The organism is Streptomyces phyllanthi (genome assembly GCF_009377205.1).
GTDB classification, from domain to species: domain Bacteria; phylum Actinomycetota; class Actinomycetes; order Streptomycetales; family Streptomycetaceae; genus Streptomyces; species Streptomyces phyllanthi.
Genome location: NZ_VJZE01000111.1, coordinates 1 through 22,545, shown reverse-complemented (window position 1 = coordinate 22,545; position 22,545 = coordinate 1). Strand labels below are relative to the sequence as shown.

Sequence of the window (22,545 nt, the reverse complement as noted above, 5' to 3'; positions counted from 1 at the left end):
GGTGGCGGGGGCACGGCACCGGCCATGCGGTGACCGCAGACCTCGCACCAGTCGTCGGAACCCGACTGGTGTCCGTTCGGGCAGGTCGGCATGTCGGCGCGTCCCCCTTTCCTTTCCGGCCGTCCGGGCCGGGTTGCTTGCCCAGGATGGGCCAGTGTGACCGGTTTTTCCGATCCCCGGGGTGGGGTCGGCCTCGCTACTTCTTTACACGAACAGTCTTGGTGGACCGTGTCTCGAGAGTCATCTCGTCGGCCTCCGCGACCTTCGCCTTCAGTCGCACAGTACCTGTCGTGGCGTCGACGACGTCCACCACCTTCGCAAGCAGTTTCGCAGTATCGGCGTTCCCCGACTCGCTCGCGAGCTGAACGGCCCGCCCCAGCTTGGCCGTTGCTCCGTCGGTATCTCCCGCTTTGCGGGCATCCAGTCCCTGCTGGATGGCCTGTGCCAGTTCGGCCTGGCCCGTGTAGTGCGCGACCTGCGGGTTGATGGAGGTCGAGGCCGCCATGTCGTCCGTCCACACGGCCCGTACGAGGCCCTGGGCGCCCAGGTTCTGGACGGTGCCGTCGGGCTGCGGGATCACCAGCGAGACACGGGCGGCCAGCATTTCCTGGCCGAGACCGGCGGACGGCACCCGCACGCACACGTGGTAGTCGCGCGACTCGTCTCCCCACGACCCGGTCGGGTAGTCGCCGGCGCGCGGACCCGCCTCGGTGCGACGGCCGGTCAGATCCTCGACCGTGGGGGCCACCTGCTTCACGAACTGGATCTCCGTGCCCACCGGTGTCCACAGCCGCAGCGCGACGTCCGCGACCTCCTTGCCCATGGCCGTCTCCATCATCTGCGTGAAGTCGGCGGCGAGGCCCGCCGGGTCGGCGACGATGTCGGCGGTGCCGAGCATCGCGGACGCGATCCCGGTGACCTCTTTGACCTCCCAGTCGGTCCCGACACCCCGTGCGTCACAGGTGAAACGGCCCGCACACGCGTCCAGGGAGGCGCGCAGATCCTCCGGCGACTCGTGCTCGTTGCGGCCGTCGGTGAGCAGGATGCCGTGCCGGATGGCGACGTCCGCCGAGGCGAGCAGGCGGTCGGCGAGCTTCAGCCAGGTGCCGATCGCGGTACCGCCACCCGCGCTCAGCTTGCGCAGGGCCTGCTTGGCCTGTTCGCGGGTGGTGGCGCCGGCGACGGCGAGCCGGCCGTCGCCGGGGTAGACCTCCTTGGCGACATGCGTGCCGCCGATCACCGCGAAGTGCACGCCGTCGCGCAGGGTGTCGATCGCGGCGGCCGTGGCGTCGCGGGCGTTGCGCATCTTCGTCGGCGGGTAGTCCATCGAGCCCGAGCAGTCGACCATGATCGCCACGGCCGCGGACGGGCCCTGCCCCGGCGAGTAGAGATGCGGAGCGGCGACGGCGCTGCCGATGGTGCCGCCGCCGGTCGAGCTGACCGTCACGATGGCGTTGACCTCGCGGCCGCCCTCTGGCAGGTACTCGTTCTGGTACACGTCCACCGAGAACTGCGGCACGTTGGATTTCGAGAAATTGGCCATGCGTCTCCGCTCCCCCTCAAGGCCCCCCACTACGGCGTGGGGCGATGACTGCGCCTGTGTGAACGGGCCGGTCCCCTCCGGCCCGCCGGCCGTCCCGTGGGCCGGCCGGTCACCCGCGATCCCCCGGCCGACTCCGAGTCGTCGACAGCCGTTCGCCTGTGACCCCCGGCCGGTCCCGTCCGGCCGCGACAGTGCCCCGGTGGGCACCGCTCAGGCCGATCCTGCCCCCTGTGGCGGGGCCGGGAACGGCAGAACGGCCACTGTTACGTTGTCGTGGCCCCCGCCGTCGAGGGCGTGGCCCACCAGTACCCGGGCGGCGTGCAGTGGGCGCTGGGCGGCGTCGGGGGGCACGACCTCGGCCATCTCCTCGGCCGCCTCGGCGTAGTTCCACAGCCCGTCGGTGCACACCACGACCACGCCCGGCCGGTCCGGCTTGAAGGAAGCGGTGTGCGGCTCCAGTTCGTACGCGTCCGCGCCGAGCCAGCCCGTGATGGCGTGGGCGCGCCGGTCGGCGTACGCCTCGGCCTCGTTCATCAGCCCCGCGGCCACCATCTGCGCGGCCCACGAGTCGTCCTCGGTCAGCCGGGCCGGGGGTGAGGAGCGGTCCGCCGGTACCCAGTAGGCGCGGCTGTCGCCGACCCAGCCGACGACCAGCAGGCTGGAGGTGACGATGGCGGCGACCAGGGTGCACGCGGGCGCGTTCTGGTGCGGGGCGTGCTCCTGGGCCGTCTCGGGCTCCTCGGCCAGGGAGTTGACCGCGTTGGAGGCGGCGACGATCGCGTCGTGCATGGCCGGCTGGGGGTGCGTGCCGCGCGGGAGGGCCTCCAGCAGTGACTCGTTCGCGGCGTGGGCCGCGGCCATCGACGCGTCGTCGGGGCGCGTCGCGGAGGACACGCCGTCGCAGACGACCGCGACGACCGCGGGCGTGCCGTCGGGCAGCGCCGTGGAGGACACGGCGAAGGCGTCCTCGTTGCGGTGGTGGCGCAGTCCCCGGTCGCTGACCGCGGCCACCGAGCCCAGTTCCTGCTCCATGTGGTCGCGTTCACGGGGCTGGGCGTGCCCGCAGTTCTCGCAGTAGCCGTCCCGGTCGACGTGCCCCGAGCGGCACGCCACGCAGGTCTTGGTGCCGGCGGGCGGTGTCGCGAGGTCCGCCGTACGGGGGTCGACGGGCTGGGGCGCGGCCAGGTGGTAGTCGCCCGCGTCGGCGGAGAGCCCGGCGCGCCGGTCGAACCGCACACCGCGCGCCGCGGGCTGTTCCTGACCCGACGGCGCGGCCTGCGCGTGCGGCTCGGAACCGTGTGGTTCGGAACCGTGTGGCTCGGAACCGTGTGGCGGGGAGCCATCCGGCTGCGGCCCCGGCACATGCGGCTGCGGTCCCGGCAGAGGCGGCTGTGCCCCCGGGCCAGGCGGCTGTGCCCCCGGGCCAGGCGGCTGTGCCCCCGGGCCAGGCGGCCGCGCCCCCGGCACGTGTGGCTGGGGTCCTGGCACATGAGGTCCCGGCACATGCGGCTGCTGCGGGCCGGCTTCGCCCGGCGGTTCTCCCATCGGCTCTCCCTGGACGTGCAGTTCGGAGCCGCCCGAGTCCGTCCCCCGGATGTCGCTGGGCAGGTGCACCGGCGCCGGAGTGTCGGAGCCGTCGGTTCCGGGGGCGACCGGCCAGCTCACCGGGGCGCCCTCGGCCGGCGGGGGCGCCGCCGCGCCGTTCATGGTGATCGTCGGGGTGTCCTCCGGCGGGGCGGGGACCACCGACAGGTCGTACCCGCACGCGCCGCAGAAGCGGTCACCCGATTCGAGGGGCCACTCGCAACTCGGGCAGGCGGCCAGCTGGGGCATCTGCGACATCAACTACACCCACGTCCGGGGGCGGTAACGGTTGGCACGTTCCACCAGGTCGATCCTCTCCTCGCCGCCCTGCGCGAGCCGGGCCAGCGTGCGGTACGAGCGCTCCAGGCCGAAGCGGAGGCCGCGCTCGTCCAGCGCGCTCCCGAGCAGCACACGCCCGCCGCCCGCCGGTGGTGCTGAACCCTGGCTACCGGAGAGTACCCAGTCCAGCGCGCAGCCGAGGACCTCTGTGGACAACTGCTCGCGGCGCAGGGCGTCCAGACCGTACCCGCGGAGCGCCTCCACCTGGCCCGCCGCGGCGATGAGTTCTTCCAGGAAGGGTTCGCCCGCCGCCTCGTCCGTACGTTGACGAAGGCGCGCCCGTACGGCGGCGACGCGGGCCGCGGTGTAGTGGATCGACGCCTCCGGCACGGACTCCAGCGTGCGGACGGCACCGCTCCGGTCGCCCGCCGCGAGCTGCACCCGGGCCAGGCCGAACGCGCTGCTCACATGGCTGGGGTCGGTCGACCACACCAGGCGGTAGTACTCGGCGGCGTTGTCCAGCTGCCCGAGCACCTCCGCGCACAGCCCGAGGGCCAGCTTGGGCGCGGGCTCGCCGGGGAACGCGTCGTAGATCGCGTCGAACGCCAGCGCCGCGCCCTCGTGGTCGCCGGTCGCGAGCGCCGCCACGCCCCGGTACCAGACCACCCGCCAGTCGTCCGGGTGGTCCCGCTCCAGGGCGTCCAGCGTGCCGACCGCGTCGGCGAACCCGCCCATCTCCAACCGGGCGCGCAGCTCGCGCAGACGCAGTTCCAGCGAGCCGGTGGGCGCCGCGTGCAGTGCGGTGATCAGCTCGGTGGGCGCGGAGGCGATGAGCCCGGCGAGGAAGCCGGCGTTGGGGTCACCCGGGTCGACCCGGGGGATGGGCAGCGCGAGCGCGGCGGCGGCCGTGTCGAGCGGCTTGACGAGGGTGGCCGCCGCGCCGGGGGGCGGCAGCGGGAACGGAGGCACTCCACCGGGTGCCGCTCCGTCGGGCAGGGTCCCGTGGGGCGCCGTCCCGGCAGGCACCGCGCCGTTGGGTGCCGACTGCGCGGCGGTCTCGGCGGCCGCGCCCTTCCGCCGCCGTACGGGAGCGGCGCGCACCCCCAGCCGCGACACGTCCCCGCTCGGTTCGGCGAACAACTCCGTGTCCGTGACCCTGAGTTCCGGCCCGAACAGCGTCGAGAGCGCCGGTCGCGGACGTCCTGTCTGCACGGACACGACCTCGCGCAGCACACCCGTGAGCTGCTCCGACATCTCCTGCGCGGAGGCGAACCTGCGGGCCGGGTCGGGGTCGGTGGCGCGGACCAGCAGCCGGTAGAAGGACTCGTACTGGCGGAAGACCTCGATGTGGTCCGGGTCGGGCAGGGAGTCCACGAACACGTTCGTGTAGCCCTGGAAGTCGAAGGCCAGGACGGCCAGCGTGCGGGCCACGGTGTAGAGGTCGGACGCCACCGAGGGGCCGATGTCCGCGACCTCCGGCGCCTGGTAGCCGACCGTGCCGTAGATGGCCGACTCGTCGTCGTCCATCCTGCGGACCGCGCCCATGTCGATCAGCTTGAGCTGGTCCTCGGCCTGGATCGCGTTGTCGACCTTGAAGTCGCAGTACAGCAGGTTGCGGCTGTGCAGATGACCGAGCGCCTCCAGCGCCTCGATGCCGTACGCGCACGCCTGCTCGACCGGCAGCGGGTCGCGCTTGCCGTCGGGTGTGCGGCGGCCGTTGGCGATCTCCTTCAGCGACTTGCCGCCGACGTACTCCATGACGATGTACCCGTCCAGCGAGCCGGTGCGCTGGTCGAGGTGCTCGACGAAGTTGTAGATGCGGACGATGTTGGAGTGCTCGATCTCGGCGAGGAAGCGGCGCTCGGAGATCGCGGCAGCCATCGCGTCCTGGTCACCCGTGTCCAGCAGGCCCTTGAGGACCACCCAGCGGTCGGAGACGGCCCGGTCGACGGCGAGGTAGATCCAGCCGAGCCCGCCGTGCGCGAGACAGCCCGCGACCTCGTACTGGCCGTGCACGATGTCACCGGACGTCAGCTTGGGCACGAACGAGTACGGGTGGCCGCACTTGGTGCAGAAGCCCTCCACACGCCCCGGCCGGTCACCGCGCGCCCGCCCCACCGGAGCCCCGCAGTCCGAGCGCGAGCAGAACCGCTTGCGCTCGGGCACCTCGGGGTTCTCCAGGACCATCGCGCGGGGGTCGGGCCGCGGCACCTGCGGGACCTGCACCAGGCCCACACCGAGCCGGGCGCGCCCGGAGGAACCGGCCGTCGAACCGGAGCTGCGGACCGACACCGAGCGGCCCGTCGACCGCCCCGAGAGCGAGCGCGACAGCCGGCCGGAGACCGAACGCCGGGACTGGGAGGACCGCGAGGACGACCGGGAGCCGGCGCGGGAGCTGCTGCTCGACCCGCCGGACCCGCCGGATCTGCCCGACCCGCTCGATCCGCCGGACCCGCTCGATCCGCGGGCGCCCTTGGCATGGCTGGTGATCCCGGTCGCGGGGGAGCTGAGCATGCCTTCCCCTGGCTCTCGACCGCGCTCGAGCAGCGGAGACCCCGATGCCGTGACGACCGGCGCCAGACCGCACGTGCCGCAGTACAGCTCGCCGCCGCCCATGTCCTCGTACGAACCGGAGCAGCCGGGCCGCTGGCATGCCTGCTGCTGACTCATACGGCATCACCCCTGTCGCTCACGCGCCCGGTCCCGTCCGGTCCGCCTGCTCCCGGACCGCGCTCCGCTTGGGAACCCCCGGTGCTCAGCATCTCGGTGGCCGCCCGCTGGTAGCGCAGCACCGCCTGCTCGGCGACCCGCAGATCGCAGGGCGCGCTCCACAGCATGCGGCGGGCCGCGTCGTACCGCTCGATGAGGAAGGGGTCCTCCGCGAGACCGTGCCGGGCGACCTTCGCCCTGTAAGCGTCGATCCGGCCGCGGAGCTCGGCGCGGACCGCCAGGGGCGCGGTGACGGCCGTCAACGACTCGCGGGCGCGCATCAGTTCGTCCTCCGCCTTCTGCTCCAGGGACTCGAGGAGCGGGGACAGACGGTGCCACTGCGCGTGTCTGCGGTACTCGGCCGCCGTGGCGAGCTGCTCCTGCAGCACGGTGGGCGGGCCGCTGACCACGGGCACCTCGGTCGCGGCGATCTTCGCGAGCACCTCACCGCGGGCGCTGCGCGCCTCGGCGAGCGTACGGTCCGCGCGGCTCAGCACGTCCCTCAGCCTCACCAGCCGGGCCTCGGCGTCCTGGCGGACCGTCAGCACGGCGTCGATCTCCCGCCGTACGTCCTCCAGGGCGCGTGCCTCCCGGTCGTACGTCGAGGTGTCGGGACGGCCGCCGCCGGGGGCCGAACTCCCCTGTGCGGGGACCCAGTACGCCAGTGGATCGGACACCACCCGTTCGCGCAGGGAGGTCAGGGTGCGGGTGATCCGCTCCAGGTCGTCGCCCGCCGGGTGCTCGCCCGGGCGTACGCCCACGGAGTGCGCGAGCCGGCGCGTGCGCTGCAGCTCGGCGGCCAGCAGGTCGATCCGGGCGGGCAGAGCCGACCAGACCGCGTCCGCGGCGACCACCATGTCCAGCGAGGACGCGTACAGCCCGTTCATCCGCTCCACGAGCTCGGCCAGCGAGAAACGCTCGCTCAGCTTGCCGTGGCCCGTCAGTGTCGGCGCGTTCGCCGTGGCCGTGACGCTGCCCGCGACCGTGACGCCGCTGCCGCGCAGCAGCTCGGTCAGCTCGACCAGGTCCTCACGGCTCGACCAGCGGCGGCGGGCACGGATCTCGCGGGCCGAGCGCAGCGCGTCCGAGTACGCGTCGAAGTACGCCCACAGGAGGGTGATTGACGCCTCCGCGGCCGTCCAGCGCTCCTTGGTGACGCCCGTGAGCTCGGCGCCTTCGAGGAGTCTGCGGCCCGCGTGGTCCTGCAGGGCGAGGAGCGAGGTCTCGATCGCCTCGTGCTCCGCGCCGAGCCGGGCCAGCGCACGGTCCACCTCGTCCCGGTCCATCACCGGCCCGGTGGATCCCGCGACGCCCATCGATCACCTCTCGCTCTCGTCGTTCCCCGCGCGTGCGGCGCCCGGGCAACTCTCCAGTCGTATCAGGTCGGTTGTTCGTGTGCCGGTTGTGGTCTTATCGGACGTGCTTTCCTGCCGGGCCGGGGGTCGTGCGCTGCCGTGCTGTTCGTTCCCGGTCGTGGGTCACTTGTACTCGGGCGGCGGCGGCCGTGACGTCGACGGGTCCTCACCGAGGGTGGGGGCGAGCCACTTGTCGTACGAGTCGTTCCAGCCGCTCGCGCGGTAGTCCTCCAGGACCTGGTTGACCCGGCGCACCAGGTCGGTCGCCTCCTTCTTCATCGCCACGCCGTAGTACTCGGTGGTGAAGGGTTCGCCCTTGAGCTCGACCGTCGGGTCCTGCGCGGCCTGGCTCGCGGCGAGGGCGCCGTCGGTGACCACCGCGTCGACCTCGCCGAGCTGGAGCCTCACCAGGCAGTCGAGCTGGTTGGGGACGGGCGGGGATATGACGGCGGAGGAGACGAGGTCGCCGTCCTCCTTGTCGGCCTCCAGCGTGTCGAGCGCGGTCGAGCCGGTCGCCGTGCAGATCTTCTTCTCCGCCAGCGTCTCGTCGTAGCCCTCGATCGTCGAGGACTTCGGGGCGAGCACCTGCTGGCCGGTGCGGAAGTAGGGCGCGGAGAAGGCGACCTCCTTCAGGCGCGAACAGCTGATCGTCATGGTGCGGACCACCATGTCCACCTGCTCGTCCCGGATCGCGGGAACGCGCTGGTTCGTGGGGACGGCCCGGAAGCGGATGTTGTCCTCGCGGTCGCCGAGGATCTCGTCGGCGATCCGGTGGGCGAGGTCGATGTCGAACCCCTCCAGATCGGCCTTGTCGTCCTCGCTGTTGGGATCGCGGTAGCCCCAGCGGTAGCTGTTCTGGTCGACGCCGACGACCAGGTGGCCGCGCTTCTTGATGGCCGCGATCGTCGTGCCGCTCTCGGCACCCGACGGCGCAGGGCTCTGCTTCTCGGGGTCCGTGCACTCCTCCGCCCTCGCGTAGGCACCCCGGGAGGCGCCCGAACCGGCCGTGGCCGCGGTGTCGGTGAGAGGCACCTCACGCAGCGGCACCAGCACGAAGGCCGCGGTGAGGGCGCAGGCGACGCCCATCGCGCCCACGCCGCCCCAGCCCTTCAGACTGGCCTTCAGGCGTCGTGCCGCAGTCATCACCGCGCCCCCTTCCACCACTGTCCTCATCACCGGTACTCCGACAGCCTGCGCCCGATGCCGAGCACGGCGCCCGACGCGCCCAGCACGGCGAGCACGGCGGCACCCACGGGAAGACCGGTCATCGCGGCCCGGCCGTCCCCCGCCGCCAGCTTGAACTCAGCCTGCTCGTGTCCGAGCGCCTTCTCCAGGTTCTTCACGACGCTGTCGAAACACTCGCCCGTGGGCTTCTTGTCCTCGGATCCGATGATCTTGTCCAGGGCGGCCTGGTAGTCGCCCTCGTTGTCCTCCTTGCGCGCTTCCTTGTGGCGGTCGAGCCAGACCTCCATGTTGCCGGTGGCCTCGCTCACGGGCCCTCTGCCCGCCTGGTCCTCGGCGATGTCCTCGGCGCGCGCCAGCTTCGCCGAGAGCGTCGTCATGTCCTTCTTGAAGTCGCTGTCGAACTTGTCCTCGCCGCTCTTCGTGGTCTCCGCGCCGCGGCTGATCAGCGTCAGGTTCTCGTTGCCGCGCGCCTTGAGGGAGGCGATCCGGGCGTCGTTCAGCACGTTCAGGGAACGTACGCCGTTGTCGTACGAGTCGAGGAGCTCCGAGCGGGCGAGGGTGTGGCCGGCGACGAGCCACAGCAGGACGGCGGCACAGGCCGCGGTGGACGCGACGAGACCCTGGTTCAGCACCCGGTTCGTGTGGTGGTAGCTGCGGCGCTGGGCCCACACCAGGGCGCCGAGGGCGAGGACGCCGAGGGCGATCCCGGCCCAGGGGTAGGACGTCGCGCTGTCGTAGTCGTCGCTCAGGCGCTGGTTCTCGTTCTTGTAGAGACGCTCGGCCTTCGGGAGCATCTCCTCCTGCATCTTCTGGTCCGCGTACCGCAGGTACGCGCCGCCCAGCGGGTAGCCCAGGCGGTTGTTGGAGCGCGCCCGCTCGACGAGGCCCTTGTACTCGGGCAGCAGCTCGTTGAGCTCGGCGACCGTGTCCGCGGAGGAGGAGCCCGGCTCCGAGGCGGCCGCGGCCTTGGCCAGACCGTCGGCGGCGTCCCTGATGTCCCTCTCGTACCGGGTGCGGAACTCGGGGGTCTCCTGACCGCCGGCCAGGAAACCGCTGGAGGCCGCCGTGTTGGCGTCGGCGAGGGCGCGGTACACGTCGGCCGCGGCGACGCTCAGGGGCTGGCTGCTGTACAGCACGTCGTCGGCGGCCGACGAGCGGTCCGACATCTGCCAGGCGGTGACGGCCCCGAAGGCGACGACCAGGAAGGCGAGGGCGGCCCCGATGATCCGCAGCCGGCCCGGCTCGGTCGTCGAGGCCGCGCGCACCTGGTCGACGCCCTCCATGAACGCCGTGCGGCGCGGCGGGGCGGGGTCGGGGCCGCCGGGCGGCACCGGCGGCGCGTACGCGGACTGCCGCGGCACGGCCGGTACCGTGGGCGCCGCCAGGACCGGTGGCGCCGCGCTGCCCTTCGACGTGTCTGTCACCTGACCTCCCCCATGGCCATCCGTCGGTCACCTCGCCCGGTGCGGACGCCACGGGTGACGTCGCACCGGACCGGCGCCGCACGCTGTCCGGCGTATGAGCGGAAGCGCACGGCCGCAAGTATCGCCGCCGGGACCGGCATCCGCACAGGCCTTCACTGGATCTTGTTCGGATCCACCGCCCGGTTGCCGGCTCACCGCACCGCGAGAGGCTTCCCGCACGACCCCCCGCCCATGAATACGCCGTCGGGTTCGGTTCGGTTCCCGCTGGTTGACACCCTTTCGGGGGACACCGCGGACGGGGACATCCGCGGGCCGGGGTCAGCCCTCCTCGTAGTACGCCCGCACGCGCGCGTGCACCTCGTCCGGGGCACCCACCCGGTCGAGGCCGAGCAGGGCGGCGCCCAGGACCGGGCGGGCCGTGACGACCCGGGGGACGGCCTTGGGGGCGCGGGCGCTCAGCAGGTCGCGGACACGGGTGTCCAGCTGCGGATGGCGGGCGGCCAGGACACCGCCGCCGAGGAGCACGGGCGTCTCCTCACCGAGGAGGTCCAGACGGGTCAGGGCCACCGTCGCCATGGCGACGACCTCGTCCGCCAGCCGGTCCACGAGCGCGCGGGCCACCGGATCGCCCTCCGCCGCCGTGGCGAACAGGACGGGCGTGAGCTCGTGGCGGCGGACCTCCTCGACCCGCCCCAGGTGCAGCGCCTCGATGAGCGCGTACATGGAGTCCAGGCCGAAGTGGGCCGGGAGGGCGCGGGCGAGGGACGTCGGCTCGCCCCGGCCGTCCTCCGCCCTGGCCGCATACCAGAGGGCCTCCTCCGCGAGGCCCGAGCCGCCGCCCCAGTCACCGGAGATCCGGCCGATCGCCGGGAAGCGGGCGGTACGGCCGTCGGGGCGCATGCCCACGCAGTTGATGCCCGCCCCGCAGACGACGGCCACCCCGCGGGGCTCGGCGATCCCGGACCGCAGGATCGCGAAGGTGTCGTTGCGCACGTCCACGGTCGCCCCCCACGCGCGCGCGTGCAGCGCGGCCGTCAGCCGCTCCTCCTCGACGGGGAAGTCGGCGTTCGCCAGGCAGGCGGAGACATGGGCGACCGAGCGGACACCGGCCTGGGCGAAGGCCTCCCGCACCGCGTCGGCCACCCTGTCCACCGCCGCCTCGACCCCGACCACCGGCGGCTGGAACCCGCCGCCGCGCCCCGCGCCGACCACCTGCCCGTCGGCCGCGATCACCGCCACGTCGGTCTTGCTGTTGCCGGCGTCGATCGCGAGCACGCGGGCGGCAGGGCCGGCCACGGGCGCCGTACCGTCGCTGACGGGCCCGGTGACGGCTCCGGCTGACGTCACGCCCACGCGAGGTGCTCCCGGTTGTGCGCGATCAACTGGTCGGTGAGGGTCTCGGCGTACGCGTACTGGCCGATCAGGGGGTGCGCGAGCAGCGCCCGGAAGACCCGCTCGCGCCCCCCGCGCAGGGCGGCCTCCAGCGCCAGGTCCTCGTACGCCGTCACGTTCGCCATCAGCCCCGCGAACAGCGGGTCGACGGGCGCCACCGGAAGTGGGGCCGTGCCCTGCGGGCCGACCGCCGCCTGCACCTCGATCACCGCGTCGTCCGGCAGGAAGGGCAGCGTGCCCCGGTTGTACGTGTTGACGACCTGGAACGCGCTGCCGGACCCGCCGAGCAGCGCCGCCGCCAGGTCCACCGCGGCCTCCGAGTAGTAGGCCCCGCCCCGCTTGGCGAGCAGCCCGGGCTTCTCGTCCAGCGTGGGGTCGGCGTACAGCTCCAGCAACCTCCGCTCCATCTCCGCCACTTCGGCGGCCCGTGACGGCTTGGTCCGCAGTTCCCGCACGACCTCGTCGTGCGCGTAGTAGTAGCGCAGGTAGTACGACGGGACGACGCCCAGGCCGTCGACCAGCGGGCGCGGCAGGTGCAGGTCGGCCGCGACGGCCTCACCGTGCTCGGCGAGCAGCTTGGGCAGCACGTCCTCGCCCTCGGGGCCGCCGAGGCGTACGCCGGTCTCCCAGGTGAGGTGGTTGAGGCCCACGTGGTCCAGGTGCACCTGGGCCGGGGCCACCCCGAGCAGGCCCGCGAACTTCCGCTGGAAGCCGATGGCCACGTTGCACAGCCCGACCGCCTTGTGCCCGGCCTGGAGCAGGGCCCGGGTCACGATGCCCACCGGGTTGGTGAAGTCGATGATCCACGCGTCCGGGTTGGTGCGCCGGACCCGCTCGGCGATGTCCAGCACCACCGGCACCGTACGCAGCGCCTTGGCGAGCCCTCCCGCGCCGGTGGTCTCCTGACCGACACAGCCGCACTCCAGCGGCCAGGTCTCGTCCTGTTCGCGGGCCGCCTGGCCGCCGACGCGGAGCTGGAGCAGCACGGCGTCCGCGCCGTCGACCCCCTGGTCCAGGTCGCCTGTCGTGACGATCCGTCCCTTGTGGCCCTGCCGCGCGAAGATGCGCCGGGCGAGGCCGCCGACCAGCTCCAGCCGGTCGGCCGCCGGGTCGACGAGCACCAGCTCCTCGATCGGCAGCGTGTCCCTGAGCCGGGCGAACCCGTCGATGAGTTCGGGGGTGTAGGTCGACCCTCCGCCGACCACGGTGAGCTTCACTGGGGATTCCTCGCATTCATGCGTGCGGAGCCGTCGAGCTTCGGCCGGGGGTCCGGGGCTTGTCCCCCGGGAGAACACCGCATACGTGGATCAACCCTTTACTCCGGTCAGGGTGACGCCCTCGACGAACGCCTTCTGTGCGAAGAAGAACACGAGGATCACGGGGGCCATGACCAGCACGGTCGCGGCCATGGTCAGGTTCCAGTCGGTGTGGTGCGCGCCCTTGAAGGACTCCAGGCCGTAACTCAGGGTCCACGCGCCCGGGTTCTCGGAGGCGTAGATCTGCGGGCCGAAGTAGTCGTTCCAGGCGTAGAAGAACTGGAACAGGGCGACGGCCGCGATGCCGGGCTTCGCCATCGGCAGGACGACCCGCAGCAGGGTCCGCAGCTCCCCGCAGCCGTCCACCTTCGCGGCGTCCAGGTACTCGTTCGGGATCGTCATCAGGAACTGCCGCAGCAGGAAGATGGAGAACGCGTCCCCGAACGCCATCGGAATGATCACCGGCCACAGCGAGCCCGACAGGTCCAACTGCTTGGCCCAGAACAGGTACATCGGGATGATGACCACCTGCGGCGGCAGCATCATCATCGAGATGACCAGCATCAGCGAGAGGTTCCGGCCGCGGAAGCGGAACTTGGCGAGCGCGTACGCCACGGGGACCGAGGACACGACGGTGAGGACCGTACCCAGTCCCGCGTAGACCAGCGTGTTCTTCCACCAGGTCAGGAAGCCGGGTGTGTCGAAGACCTGCCGGTAGTTGCCCCACTCCCAGCTGTCCGGCACGAGGTCGCGGGTGAGGGCCTGCTGGCCGCTCATCAGCGAGGTCAGGACGACGAACACGAAGGGCAGGGTGAAGAAGAGCGCGGCCGCGACGCCGAGGGAGTGGACGGCGATCCACTCCAGGAACGCCCTGCGGCGGGCCGTGCGCTCGGCGGTGGTCGGCGTGCTCAACCGCACCGGATTGTCCAGTACTTGGGTCATGGTCAGTCACCTGCCTGGATGAGTCCGCCCCGGCGCCGCATCAGCAGCGCGGTGAACGCCATGGCGAGGGCGAACAGCACCAGCGCGACCACACAGGCCGAGCCGTAGTCGAAGCGCTGGAAGCCGAGGTTGTAGACGAGCTGGGGCAGCGTCAGGGTCGACTTGTCCGGGTAGCCCGGCTCGAACTGCTGGCCGGAGCCGCCGATGATGCCGGAGGCGACCTTCCCCGCCACCAGCGGCTGCGTGTAGTACTGCATCGTCTGGATCACGCCCGTGACGACGGCGAACATCACGATCGGCGAGATGTTCGGCAGCGTCACGAACCGGAACCGCTGCCAGGCCGACGTCCCGTCCAGCTCGGCGGCCTCGTACTGCTCCTTCGGTACGTCGAGCAGCGCGGCCATGAAGATGACCATGAGGTCGCCCACGCCCCACAGCGCGAGCGCGGTGAGGGCCGGCTTGGACCAGGTGGGATCGGTGAACCAGCCGGGCGTCGGCAGGCCGAGGTCGCCCAGGATGGAGTTGACCGGCCCCGTGCCGGGGTTGAGGAGGAAGACGAAGGCCAGCGTCGCGGCGACGGGCGGGGCGAGGTAGGGGAGGTAGAAGAGGGTGCGGAAGACGCCCGTGCCGGTCTTGATCTTCGTGATCAGCAGACCGACGCCGAGGCCGAACAGCACCCGGCAGGTCACCATCACCAGGACCAGCCACAGCGTGTTGCGCAGCGCCGGCCAGAACAGCGGGTAGTCGTTGAAGACGTAGGCCCAGTTGCCGAGGCCCCGGAACTCCGGTACGCCGAAGCCGTCGTACTTCATGAACGAGAAGTACACGGTGGACACCAGCGGATAGGCGAAGAAGACGCCGAAGCCGATGAGCCACGGTGACAGGAAGGCCACCGTCCGAAGCGCCGACATACGGCGCTTCGAACGGAGTGTGCGTGTGGACACGCGCAGACTCTGCGTGGACATCGAACGCTACTTCGCCTGCTCGATGTCGCGGTCGATCTGCTCGGCGGTCTTCTCCAGACCGGCCTTGAGGTCCTTCGCCTTACCGGACTCGTACTGGTAGCCGAAGTCCTGGAGGGTCGTCTGGTACGTGGAGCCGTTGATGGAGGCCGGCGGGGTGTTCGACTTCGGGTGCTGCGCGATGTCGATGAACGTCTTGAAGGCGGGGTCCACCTCCAGGTCGGGCGACTTCAGGGCCTCGAACGTGGACGGCACATTGTGGATGGCGTTGGCGAAGGAGACGACGGCCGCGGTGTCGGTCGTCAGGTACTTCACCAGCTCCCAGGCCGCGTTCTGCTTCTTGCTCTGGGGGGCGATGCCGATGATCGTGCCGGAGAGGAAGCCCTTGCCGTACTCGTCGACCTCGTCGTCGGCCACGGGCAGCGGAGCGGTGCCGATCTCGAAGTCGCTCCCCACGGCGTCCTTGGCCATGCCCAGCCGCCACTCGCCGTCGAGCTGCATGGCCACCTGGCCCTTGTGGAAGGGGTGCTCCGCGCCCCACTCGTCACCGAAGGTGTTGCGGTACTTCTCCAGCTTCGCGAAGCCGCCGAGGTCGTCGATCAGCTTCTTCTGGTACGTGAACATCTCCGCGAACGCCGGGTCCTTGGCGATGTTCGACTTGCCGTCCTTGTCGAAGTAGGCGTGGTCCCACTGGGACATGTAGTGGTCCACGACCGTCTCGTAGCCGTGGTAGGTCGGCATGAAGCCGAGCTGCTCGTAGCTGTCGCCCTTGGACTTCGTCAGCTTCTTGGCGACCTTCGCGAACTCCGACCAGGTCTTCGGCGGGGACTTGATGCCCGCCTTCTCGAAGGCGTCCTTGTTGTAGTAGAGGCCGTAGGCGTCGCCCAGCAGCGGCAGCGCGCAGCGGGTGCCCTCGAACTGGGTGTAGTCCAGCATCGGCTTCGGGATGACCTTGTCGAGGTCGAGCTTCGACTTCTCGATGAAGGGCTTGAGGTCGAGGAAGGCCCCGGAGGAGCAGAACTTGCCGATGTTGGAGGTGGTGAACGACGACACCACGTCCGGCCCCTTGGAACCGCCCGCGCGCAGCGCCTGGTTGAGCTTGTCGTCGTTGATGTTGCCGACGACCTTCACCGTGATGTTGGGGTGGGCCTTCTCGAAGCTGTCGACGTTCTCCTGGATCGCCTTGACCTCGGCGGGGGCGCTCCAGCCGTGCCAGAAGGTGATCGTCGTCTTGGCGTTCGGGTCGTCCGAGGCGGCGGTCTGCGACTGGCCGGTACAGGCGGTGGCGAGGAGGGCGAGGGAGGCGGAGGCGGCGAGCGCGATGGCCGCGTTCTTGGGCATTCTGGACATGACGGGGTCTCTCCAGGGCAGGGATGACGTGGGACGGGTGGGACCGGTGGGACGGGGATGGACTGCGAGGGGGACGTAAGGGGTGCCCGTACGCGGAGGCCGTGCGGGTTTCCGTACGTGGGGGCCGTGCGGGTACGGGGCTCAGCGCGAGGTGTCGAAGACCTCGTCGCGGGTGGTCGCGAGCGCGCTCTCCAGCGCGCCGCGCAGGACGGGATGCTCGGTCACGTCGCCGACGACGAGCCGGGGCCGGGTCGCGGCGAGTTCCGCCAGCTCGGCCTGGACGAGGGCACGGAGGGGTTCGCCCCCCGAGGTGAGCGCGGAACCGCTGAGGACGACGAGTTCGGGGTCGAGCACGGAGACCAGTGAGGCCAGACCGGTGGCCAGGGCCGTCGCGTACGCCTCCAGGAGCCGTCGGTGGGGGCCGTGGCCCGGGCCGCTGTCCGCGGCCCGGGCCACGAGAGTGGCGGCGACCTCGGTGTACGGCCCCTCCGGGATGTCCTCGACCCCCAGTTCACGGGCCAGCCTCGGGACGGCCTGCGCGCCGGCCAGCTCCTGGAAGCCGCCGCTGCCCGCCTTGCTGACATGGCGGACCAGGGGGGCGCCCGGCACCGGCAGGAAACCCACCTCGCCGGCGCCGCCGGTCCAGCCGCGGTGCAGTCGGCCGCCGAGGACGAGCGCGGCGCCGAGGCCGCCCTCGTTCCACAGCAGGACGAAGTCGTCGTGGCCCCGGGCCGCGCCCAGCCGCTGTTCGGCGAGGGCGACGAGGTTGACGTCGTTCTCGTACTCGACCGGCATCGGCAGCGCGGCGGCCAGCTCGCCCAGGAGGGTGGGGGAGTGCCATCCGGGCAGATGGGAGGCGTAGCGCAGCCGGCCCGTGCCCGGGTCGAAGGCGCCCGGGGTGCCGATGACGAGCCGGTGGACGTCGTCCCGGGCGAGCCCGGCGGCCTTGACGGCCCCGTCGAGGGCGTCGGTGACCTGCCGTACGGCGGCGTGCCCGGAGCGGCGTCCCGGGGTGGGGACCTCGTGCTCGCCCACCGTGCGGCCGGTGATGTCGGCGACGGCGGCGAGGATGCGCTCGGGGGTCACGTCGAGTCCGGCGGCGTACGCGGCGGCGGGGTTCAGCGCGTACAGCTGGGCGCCCGGTCCGGGTCTGCCCTCGCTGGTGCCGGTCACCAGGACGAGTCCCGCCGCCTCCAACCGGGCCAGGAGCTGCGAGGCGGTCGGCTTCGACAGTCCGGTGAGCTTCCCGATACGGGTGCGGGACAGGGGGCCGTGGGCGAGGAGCAGGTCGAGGGCGGCGCGGTCGTTCATGGCGCGCAGAACGCGTGGGGTGCCCGGAGTGCTGCCGGGTCCGGTTCCTGCCATGCGTGTCGACACCTGCCTCTCGGCTGCTCAGCATTCCAGTGAGGTGGTCGCGGGGTCCATACGGGGTCGTGGACCACGGCCACTGTTAGGAAAGTTTCCTATTGGTTGGCAGGACCGTAGGTCTAAACCAATGAGTCGTCAAGGGGTGGAACGCGGACCGCGCCCGAGGCAACGGAGTCGTTATGTGCGGACGGCGGGGCGTGGGATCGCGTGGGCCTGCCCCACGTCGCCGAAGCCGGCGGTGGACGGCCCCGGGCCCTCACGCGAACCGCCCCCGAGGCGACGAACTCGTCGCCTCGGGGGCGGTGTCACGCGGCGCGTGCCGTTGGGGCACGCCTTGAGGTTGGCTTCACTGCACGTCGACGAAGTCGGCCGTGGACGTCTTCGCGGCCGTGGTGGACGTGCCGGCGAACGTGTAGCGGTAGGAGCCGTCGACCGAGGCGGTGACGGTGGTGGACAGGGCGCCGGCCGTGCCCGAGGTCACCGTCTTGACGTTCGTGTACGTGTCGCTGCCCGCGGCCTTGAACTGGAGGGTCACCGACTGGCTGGTGTAGCCGCTGTACGAGCCGGTCGCCCAGTTCGCGCGGGTCAGGTTGCCCTTGACGGTGAGGGTCTTGCCCTTGGCCACCGGCTCCGGTGTGGCGTTGGTGGTGAGCTTGGCGGCGCGCTTGAGGGTGGCCGTGGCGGGGGTGGCGCGGCCGACGTAGTCGTAGCCGTCGCCGTCCGTGCGCTCGTACTCGGCGACGGACTTCCAGGTGGTGGCGTCGGCGGCCTCGAACAGCTCGTACTGCGGGTCGATGGTGATGTCGCCGGTGCAGTTCTGCGTGGTGTCGTCCACGGCCGTGCAGGTGGGTGTCCCGCCCGGACCGAGGATGTTCTCGGCGGTGGCGACGCTGGTGCCGCGGTAGAGCAGGACCGTGGTGTTGACGTCGGCGAACTGGACGTCGGCGGAGCGCGTGATCGTGTACGTGACCGGAACGGTGACCGTGTTGGTCGTTCCGACCGTGATCGCCTTCCCGCTGTTGACGACCACGTTCGAGAAGGTGATGTCCGGCGTCAGCGCCTGCGCCGACGGCACGGCGAGGGCCGACAGAGCCAGGGCACCGGAGAGGGCGGTGCCCAGTGCGAGCTTTCGCATGTATCCCCACATTCGAAACGGACCCCTGGGCGTTGCGCTCCAGAACAAGGGCCCGCTGTTGGGGTGACCCTAGGTGAAGGCGAGGCAGAAGCGGAATGCGGAATATCCATGAGAACGGTGTGAGACTCCGCGCCCGGCGCGGACTTCCGGCGCACGTCATCCGCGGGGGGCGCCTGGCGCACCCGGAGGACGGGACGCGGGAAGCGGAGCGCGGTCTGGCGTGCCGCGAGCGGCTGGCCTCGTGGGCTTCCGGGTACTGCGGCGGTGGGCCTGATCCGGGGCGCGCCCTGGCCTGGAGAGGTTCCCCGGGTGCGTGGCCGTCGGCCTGATCCGGCGGTGCCGCTGGTGTCCCCGAGCTCAGGACTGCGGATCACGGTCCGTGACCGCGCACGCGCACATGCCTGCGGCGCGTGGAGGCACCGGGTTGTGTCGGCGGTGGGCCGGATCTGGCGGGTGCGCCCCTGCGCCTCAAGGCTCCGGGCCGCGTACGCCCCGGCTTGTCGAGGCACTCGGGGGCTCGGGGGCCTTGGCGGCGGACCGATCAAGTGGGCGCCCCTTTGACGCTTCAAGCCCCCGGACACACCTCAAGGCCCCGGAAGCACCTCAAGGCCCCGGGCACACACACTCAGGCCCCGGACACACCTCAAGGCCCCGGGGCGTTGGCGTCCCCCGGGGCCCGGAGCGGCACCCGGCGTTCTCAGCGGAGCGCCAGGGCATGGAAAAGCCCGGATCGTCAGGCGGAGATGCCGTCGATCCGGGCCAACGCGTCGTCCGCGCCGTACGGCTGCAGGTAGGGCAGCCAGCGCGGGTCCCTATGGCCGGTCCCGATGATGCGCCAGGCCAGGCCGGTGGGTGGGGCGGGTTTGTGGCGGAGCCGCCAGCCTATCTCGACGAGATGACGGTCGGCCTTGACGTGGTTGCAGCGACGGCAGGACGCCACCACGTTGTCCCACACGTGCTTGCCCCCGCGACTGCGCGGGATGACGTGGTCGACGCTGGTTGCGACGCCACCGCAGTACATGCACCGGCCCCCGTCACGGGCGAACAGCGCCCGACGGGTCAGTGGAACGGGCCCCCGGTAAGGGACCCGAACGAACCTTTTGAGCCGGACCACGCTGGGTGCGGGGACTGTGACGGTCGCGCTGTGCATGAAGGCGCCGGACTCCTCGAGGCATATGGCCTTGTTCTCGAGGACGAGGACGAGCGCGCGGCGGAGCGGTACGACGCCGAGTGGCTCGTACGACGCGTTGAGGACCAGGACGTGCGGCACGGATGCCTCCTTGTACGCCGGCGGCGCGTGGCTCGCGCCGTGGACGATCCGTAGTCAGTCTCCCCTCATGCCTGGTGGAAGCGCCACCATGTCCCGGTAACGGGCTGGGAGTGTTTTCGACCACACGTCATTCATCCCCCGGATCGCCAACGGTTCATCCCCCCAGTTCATTCGGCCTGTTCACCACTGGTGGAGCACGGTCTCTCCCCCGAACATCACAACGATCCCCACACGATGCCCCGATAGTGTGGTGGTTCTGTCCGGCAGTCCACGCCCACCCACGGTCCGGTCAGGGCTCGTCCACGTTCGTGACGGGTCCGCGGCGGTTCCTGGGCCGTGTCCCCCACTGTCTGCTGGCGGATCCGCTACACCTGGAGGTACCTGCCGTGTCCTTGTCCGTCCTGCTGTCGGCCGCCGAACCCGGTGAGGAACCGACGGCCCCCACGCTCCAGGACGCCCAGGAGAGCGCGACCGACGCCGCGAGCTGGGTCGAGGAGAACTGGTCCACCTGGCTCGCGATCGGTCTGCGGGTCCTGCTGATCCTGGTGATCGCGGCCGTGCTGAGAGTGGCGATCCGCCGCGCCATCACCAAGCTCATCGACCGGATGAACCGTACGGCCCAGGCGGTCGACGGCACGGCCCTCGGCGGGCTCCTGGTCAACGTGGAGCGCCGCCGCCAGCGCTCCCAGGCCATCGGCTCGGTCCTGCGTTCGGTGGCCTCGTTCCTGATCATGGGCACCGCCGGCCTGATGATCCTCGCCACCTTCGAGATCAACCTGGCACCGCTGCTGGCCTCGGCCGGTGTCGCGGGTGTGGCGATCGGTTTCGGTGCCCGGAACCTGGTGACGGACTTCCTCTCCGGTGTCTTCATGATCCTCGAGGACCAGTACGGGGTCGGCGACACCGTGGACGCGGGGGTCGCCTCCGGAGAGGTGATCGAGGTGGGGCTGCGCGTGACCAAGCTGCGCGGTGACAACGGCGAGATCTGGTACGTCCGCAACGGCGAGGTCAAGCGCATAGGCAACCTCTCCCAGGGCTGGTCCACCGCCGGAGTCGACGTCACGGTCCGCTCCGACGAGGACCTGGACCGGGTCCGCCGCCTGCTGCTGGAGGTCGGCGAGCAGCTGAGCAAGGACGAGCCCTGGAACGAGCGCCTCTGGGGCCCGGTCGAGGTCCTGGGCCTGGACAGCGTCCAGCTCGACTCGATGGTGGTCCGTGTCTCGGCCAAGACGATGCCGGGCAAGGCCCTGACCGTGGAGCGCGAGCTGCGCTGGCGTATCAAGCGGGCCTTCGACGCGGCCGACATCCCCATCGTGGGTGGTATCCCGGCCCAGGCCGAGGCGGAGCCGGACGTGGACCCGTCGGCGGGCATGGCGCCCCCGTCGGCGTACTCCTCCACGTCGTCGCCCCAGTCGGAGCGCGCGGCGCCGATCGCCCCGGCGAGCCCCACGAAGTAGTGCTCCGTACGCCCGTTACGACTCGGCGCCCCGGAAGGTCCCCCGTGCCTCCCGGGGCGCCGAGCCCGTTCTGCCGGCGTTACGCGTAGCGCAGCTCCGCCGGGTTCAGGGTGCGGCGCAGGAGCGGGAGCGAGGTGGCCGCGGCCAGGAGGCAGAGGGCGTACACCGCCACCGGGACCAGGAGCGCCTCGTACGGCACGCCCCAGCCTCCGCCGTCGGCGAAGGACGTGTACGTGACACCGATCGCCATGCCGCCGGCGCCCGCCAACAGGACCGCCGGGGCGAGCGGGAGCGCGGTCTCCAGCAGCAGTGCCCGGACGAGCACGGTGCGCGGCACCCCCGCCGCGACCTGCGCGGCCAGGCCCCGGCGCCGGGTGGCCAGCGACTCGGCGGCGCCGACGGCCAGGCCGGAGAGCGTGATGGCGAGGGCGACGACGATGGCCGCGCCGGTGAGGTTGATGCCGGTGGTGTAGAAGGTCATGCTCGCGGCCAGTCGCTCGGGCCCGCGTGCGTTCAGGGTGGCGAGCAGTCCGTGCCGTACACCCATGAAGCCGGTGCCGACGACGGTCACCAGGAGCACCGCCGCGTGGGTGCGGGCCGCCGCCCACGGGTCGTCGCGCAGGCGTTCCGCGGCGATCAGCACGGCGGGGTTCCCGCTGCGAGCGGCCAGCATCCGGCCTGTGAGCCGCGAGGTCGCGCCGGTCAGCCATACCGCGCCCATGCCGGTCAGGATCACCACGGTGAAGGCCGTCAGCGGAGCCGTGCCGGGCCCGCCGAACTCGCCCGGCGCCACGAGGAGCCCCACCGGCAGCAGAGCCAGTGCCGTCGCCAGGTACGCGGCGTACACGCCCCGGCCCGCGGTCGGCCGCACCCGCCGTACCCAGCCGAGCGGCGAGGCCACCACCCGGCGCAGCGCGAGGGCGCTCACGAGAGCACCCAGCAACGGGATCGCGAGCCCGACCAGCGCGATCCCCACCCAGACGAGCGCAGGCGGGTCCGCCAGGCCCAGCAGGAACAGGACGAAGAACACCGTGGCGACCGCCGAGCCCACCAGGCACGCCAGCCCCGACTCCAGCGCGGCGATCCGCCGCGCCTGCCCGGCCGACGCTCCCGCGAGCCGCAGCCCGGCCAGGCGCCGGTCACGGTGCACGGCGCCGATCCGGGCGCACTGGCCGAGGAAGCCGAGCACGGGCACCAGCAGGAGCAGCAGCGCGAGCATCACGCCCGAGCGCGGACCCGGCTCGTCGAGCAGCCCGGCGGCGAGCGAAACGCGGTACTGCCGCCCCGACACCGAGGCCAGCACCGCCGCGCCGAGCATGAACCCCGTCGCCAGC

At 71.8% G+C, this 22,545-nt stretch carries 15 protein-coding genes and 2 pseudogenes; 1 reads left to right on the top strand and 16 read right to left on the bottom strand.

Annotated elements, in window-relative coordinates; genetic code table 11:
- Positions 1-196: 196 nt before the first annotated feature.
- From FNH04_RS18020 to FNH04_RS17955, 15 genes and pseudogenes are all read right to left on the bottom strand, one after another.
- Entirely contained in the window at positions 197-1,543 is a 1,347-nt protein-coding gene (locus FNH04_RS18020; RefSeq protein WP_152785433.1) for a vWA domain-containing protein, read from the bottom strand.
- A gap of 210 nt (positions 1,544-1,753) precedes the next feature.
- Positions 1,754-3,073, bottom strand: a pseudogene (locus FNH04_RS18015) (PP2C family protein-serine/threonine phosphatase); the annotation flags it as partial.
- 249 nt (positions 3,074-3,322) lie between these two features.
- Positions 3,323-3,376 (bottom strand): annotated as a pseudogene (locus tag FNH04_RS49415) (hypothetical protein); the annotation flags it as partial.
- Positions 3,377-3,388: 12 nt separating this feature from the next.
- Positions 3,389-6,076 carry a serine/threonine-protein kinase gene (locus FNH04_RS18010; RefSeq protein WP_152785429.1) on the bottom strand — a complete coding sequence of 896 codons (2,688 nt, stop codon included), beginning with the start codon at positions 6,074-6,076 and terminating at the stop codon, positions 3,389-3,391.
- Positions 6,073-7,431: a hypothetical protein gene (locus FNH04_RS18005; protein WP_228031467.1), complete on the bottom strand. Its 1,359-nt coding sequence runs from the start codon at positions 7,429-7,431 to the stop codon at positions 6,073-6,075. The genes FNH04_RS18010 and FNH04_RS18005 overlap by 4 nt, the downstream gene beginning before the upstream one ends.
- Before the next feature lie 162 nt (positions 7,432-7,593).
- Positions 7,594-8,613, bottom strand: coding sequence for a glutamate ABC transporter substrate-binding protein (locus FNH04_RS18000; protein ID WP_152785427.1), 1,020 nt, complete (start codon positions 8,611-8,613; stop codon positions 7,594-7,596).
- 29 nt (positions 8,614-8,642) lie between these two features.
- The gene (locus FNH04_RS17995; protein WP_322723241.1) at positions 8,643-10,079 is read right to left on the bottom strand and encodes a hypothetical protein; all 1,437 of its coding nucleotides are present in this window, start codon (positions 10,077-10,079) and stop codon (positions 8,643-8,645) included.
- A gap of 318 nt (positions 10,080-10,397) precedes the next feature.
- Positions 10,398-11,354 carry an N-acetylglucosamine kinase gene (locus tag FNH04_RS17990; RefSeq protein WP_322723243.1) on the bottom strand — a complete coding sequence of 319 codons (957 nt, stop codon included), beginning with the start codon at positions 11,352-11,354 and terminating at the stop codon, positions 10,398-10,400.
- 68 nt (positions 11,355-11,422) lie between these two features.
- Positions 11,423-12,688, bottom strand: a complete 1,266-nt coding sequence (locus tag FNH04_RS17985; protein WP_322723240.1) for a 6-phospho-beta-glucosidase — start codon at positions 12,686-12,688, stop codon at positions 11,423-11,425.
- Positions 12,689-12,778: 90 nt separating this feature from the next.
- Positions 12,779-13,669, bottom strand: a complete 891-nt coding sequence (locus FNH04_RS17980; RefSeq protein ID WP_152785425.1) for a carbohydrate ABC transporter permease — start codon at positions 13,667-13,669, stop codon at positions 12,779-12,781.
- Positions 13,670-13,671: 2 nt separating this feature from the next.
- Positions 13,672-14,613, bottom strand: a complete 942-nt coding sequence (locus tag FNH04_RS17975) for a carbohydrate ABC transporter permease (RefSeq protein WP_322723242.1) — start codon at positions 14,611-14,613, stop codon at positions 13,672-13,674.
- A 27-nt stretch (positions 14,614-14,640) separates the two neighbouring features.
- Positions 14,641-15,981, bottom strand: a complete 1,341-nt coding sequence (locus FNH04_RS17970; RefSeq protein WP_152785420.1) for an ABC transporter substrate-binding protein — start codon at positions 15,979-15,981, stop codon at positions 14,641-14,643.
- 141 nt (positions 15,982-16,122) lie between these two features.
- On the bottom strand, positions 16,123-17,346 hold the full coding sequence (locus tag FNH04_RS17965) for an ROK family transcriptional regulator (protein ID WP_152785418.1): 1,224 nt from the start codon (positions 17,344-17,346) through the stop codon (positions 16,123-16,125).
- Between the two features lie 349 nt (positions 17,347-17,695).
- Complete coding sequence (locus tag FNH04_RS17960; RefSeq protein ID WP_152785416.1) at positions 17,696-18,484, bottom strand: hypothetical protein; 789 nt, start codon at positions 18,482-18,484, stop codon at positions 17,696-17,698.
- A 733-nt stretch (positions 18,485-19,217) separates the two neighbouring features.
- A complete protein-coding gene (locus FNH04_RS17955) occupies positions 19,218-19,754 on the bottom strand; it encodes an HNH endonuclease (protein WP_322723239.1) in 537 nt (178 codons plus the stop codon).
- Between the two features lie 386 nt (positions 19,755-20,140).
- Here FNH04_RS17955 and FNH04_RS17950 point away from each other — a divergent pair, with 386 nt between their 5' ends.
- Positions 20,141-21,211 (top strand): mechanosensitive ion channel family protein, encoded by a 1,071-nt coding sequence (locus FNH04_RS17950; protein WP_322723238.1) that lies wholly within the window; start codon positions 20,141-20,143, stop codon positions 21,209-21,211.
- A gap of 79 nt (positions 21,212-21,290) precedes the next feature.
- Here FNH04_RS17950 and FNH04_RS17945 read toward each other — a convergent pair whose 3' ends face one another.
- Positions 21,291-22,544: an ABC transporter permease gene (locus FNH04_RS17945; protein WP_228031466.1), complete on the bottom strand. Its 1,254-nt coding sequence runs from the start codon at positions 22,542-22,544 to the stop codon at positions 21,291-21,293.
- Between the last annotated feature and the right edge of the window lies 1 nt (position 22,545).

What these genes read in the sequence shown, in the direction of transcription:
- FNH04_RS18020 (WP_152785433.1), bottom strand. Translation starts at nt 1,543, where the DNA reads ATGGCCAATTTCTCGAAATCCAACGTGCCGCAGTTCTCGGTGGACGTG.
- FNH04_RS18010 (WP_152785429.1), bottom strand. Translation starts at nt 6,076, where the DNA reads ATGAGTCAGCAGCAGGCATGCCAGCGGCCCGGCTGCTCCGGTTCGTAC.
- FNH04_RS18005 (WP_228031467.1), bottom strand. Translation starts at nt 7,431, where the DNA reads ATGGGCGTCGCGGGATCCACCGGGCCGGTGATGGACCGGGACGAGGTG.
- FNH04_RS18000 (WP_152785427.1), bottom strand. Translation starts at nt 8,613, where the DNA reads ATGACTGCGGCACGACGCCTGAAGGCCAGTCTGAAGGGCTGGGGCGGC.
- FNH04_RS17980 (WP_152785425.1), bottom strand. Translation starts at nt 13,669, where the DNA reads ATGACCCAAGTACTGGACAATCCGGTGCGGTTGAGCACGCCGACCACC.
- FNH04_RS17970 (WP_152785420.1), bottom strand. Translation starts at nt 15,981, where the DNA reads ATGTCCAGAATGCCCAAGAACGCGGCCATCGCGCTCGCCGCCTCCGCC.
- FNH04_RS17965 (WP_152785418.1), bottom strand. Translation starts at nt 17,346, where the DNA reads ATGGCAGGAACCGGACCCGGCAGCACTCCGGGCACCCCACGCGTTCTG.
- FNH04_RS17960 (WP_152785416.1), bottom strand. Translation starts at nt 18,484, where the DNA reads ATGCGAAAGCTCGCACTGGGCACCGCCCTCTCCGGTGCCCTGGCTCTG.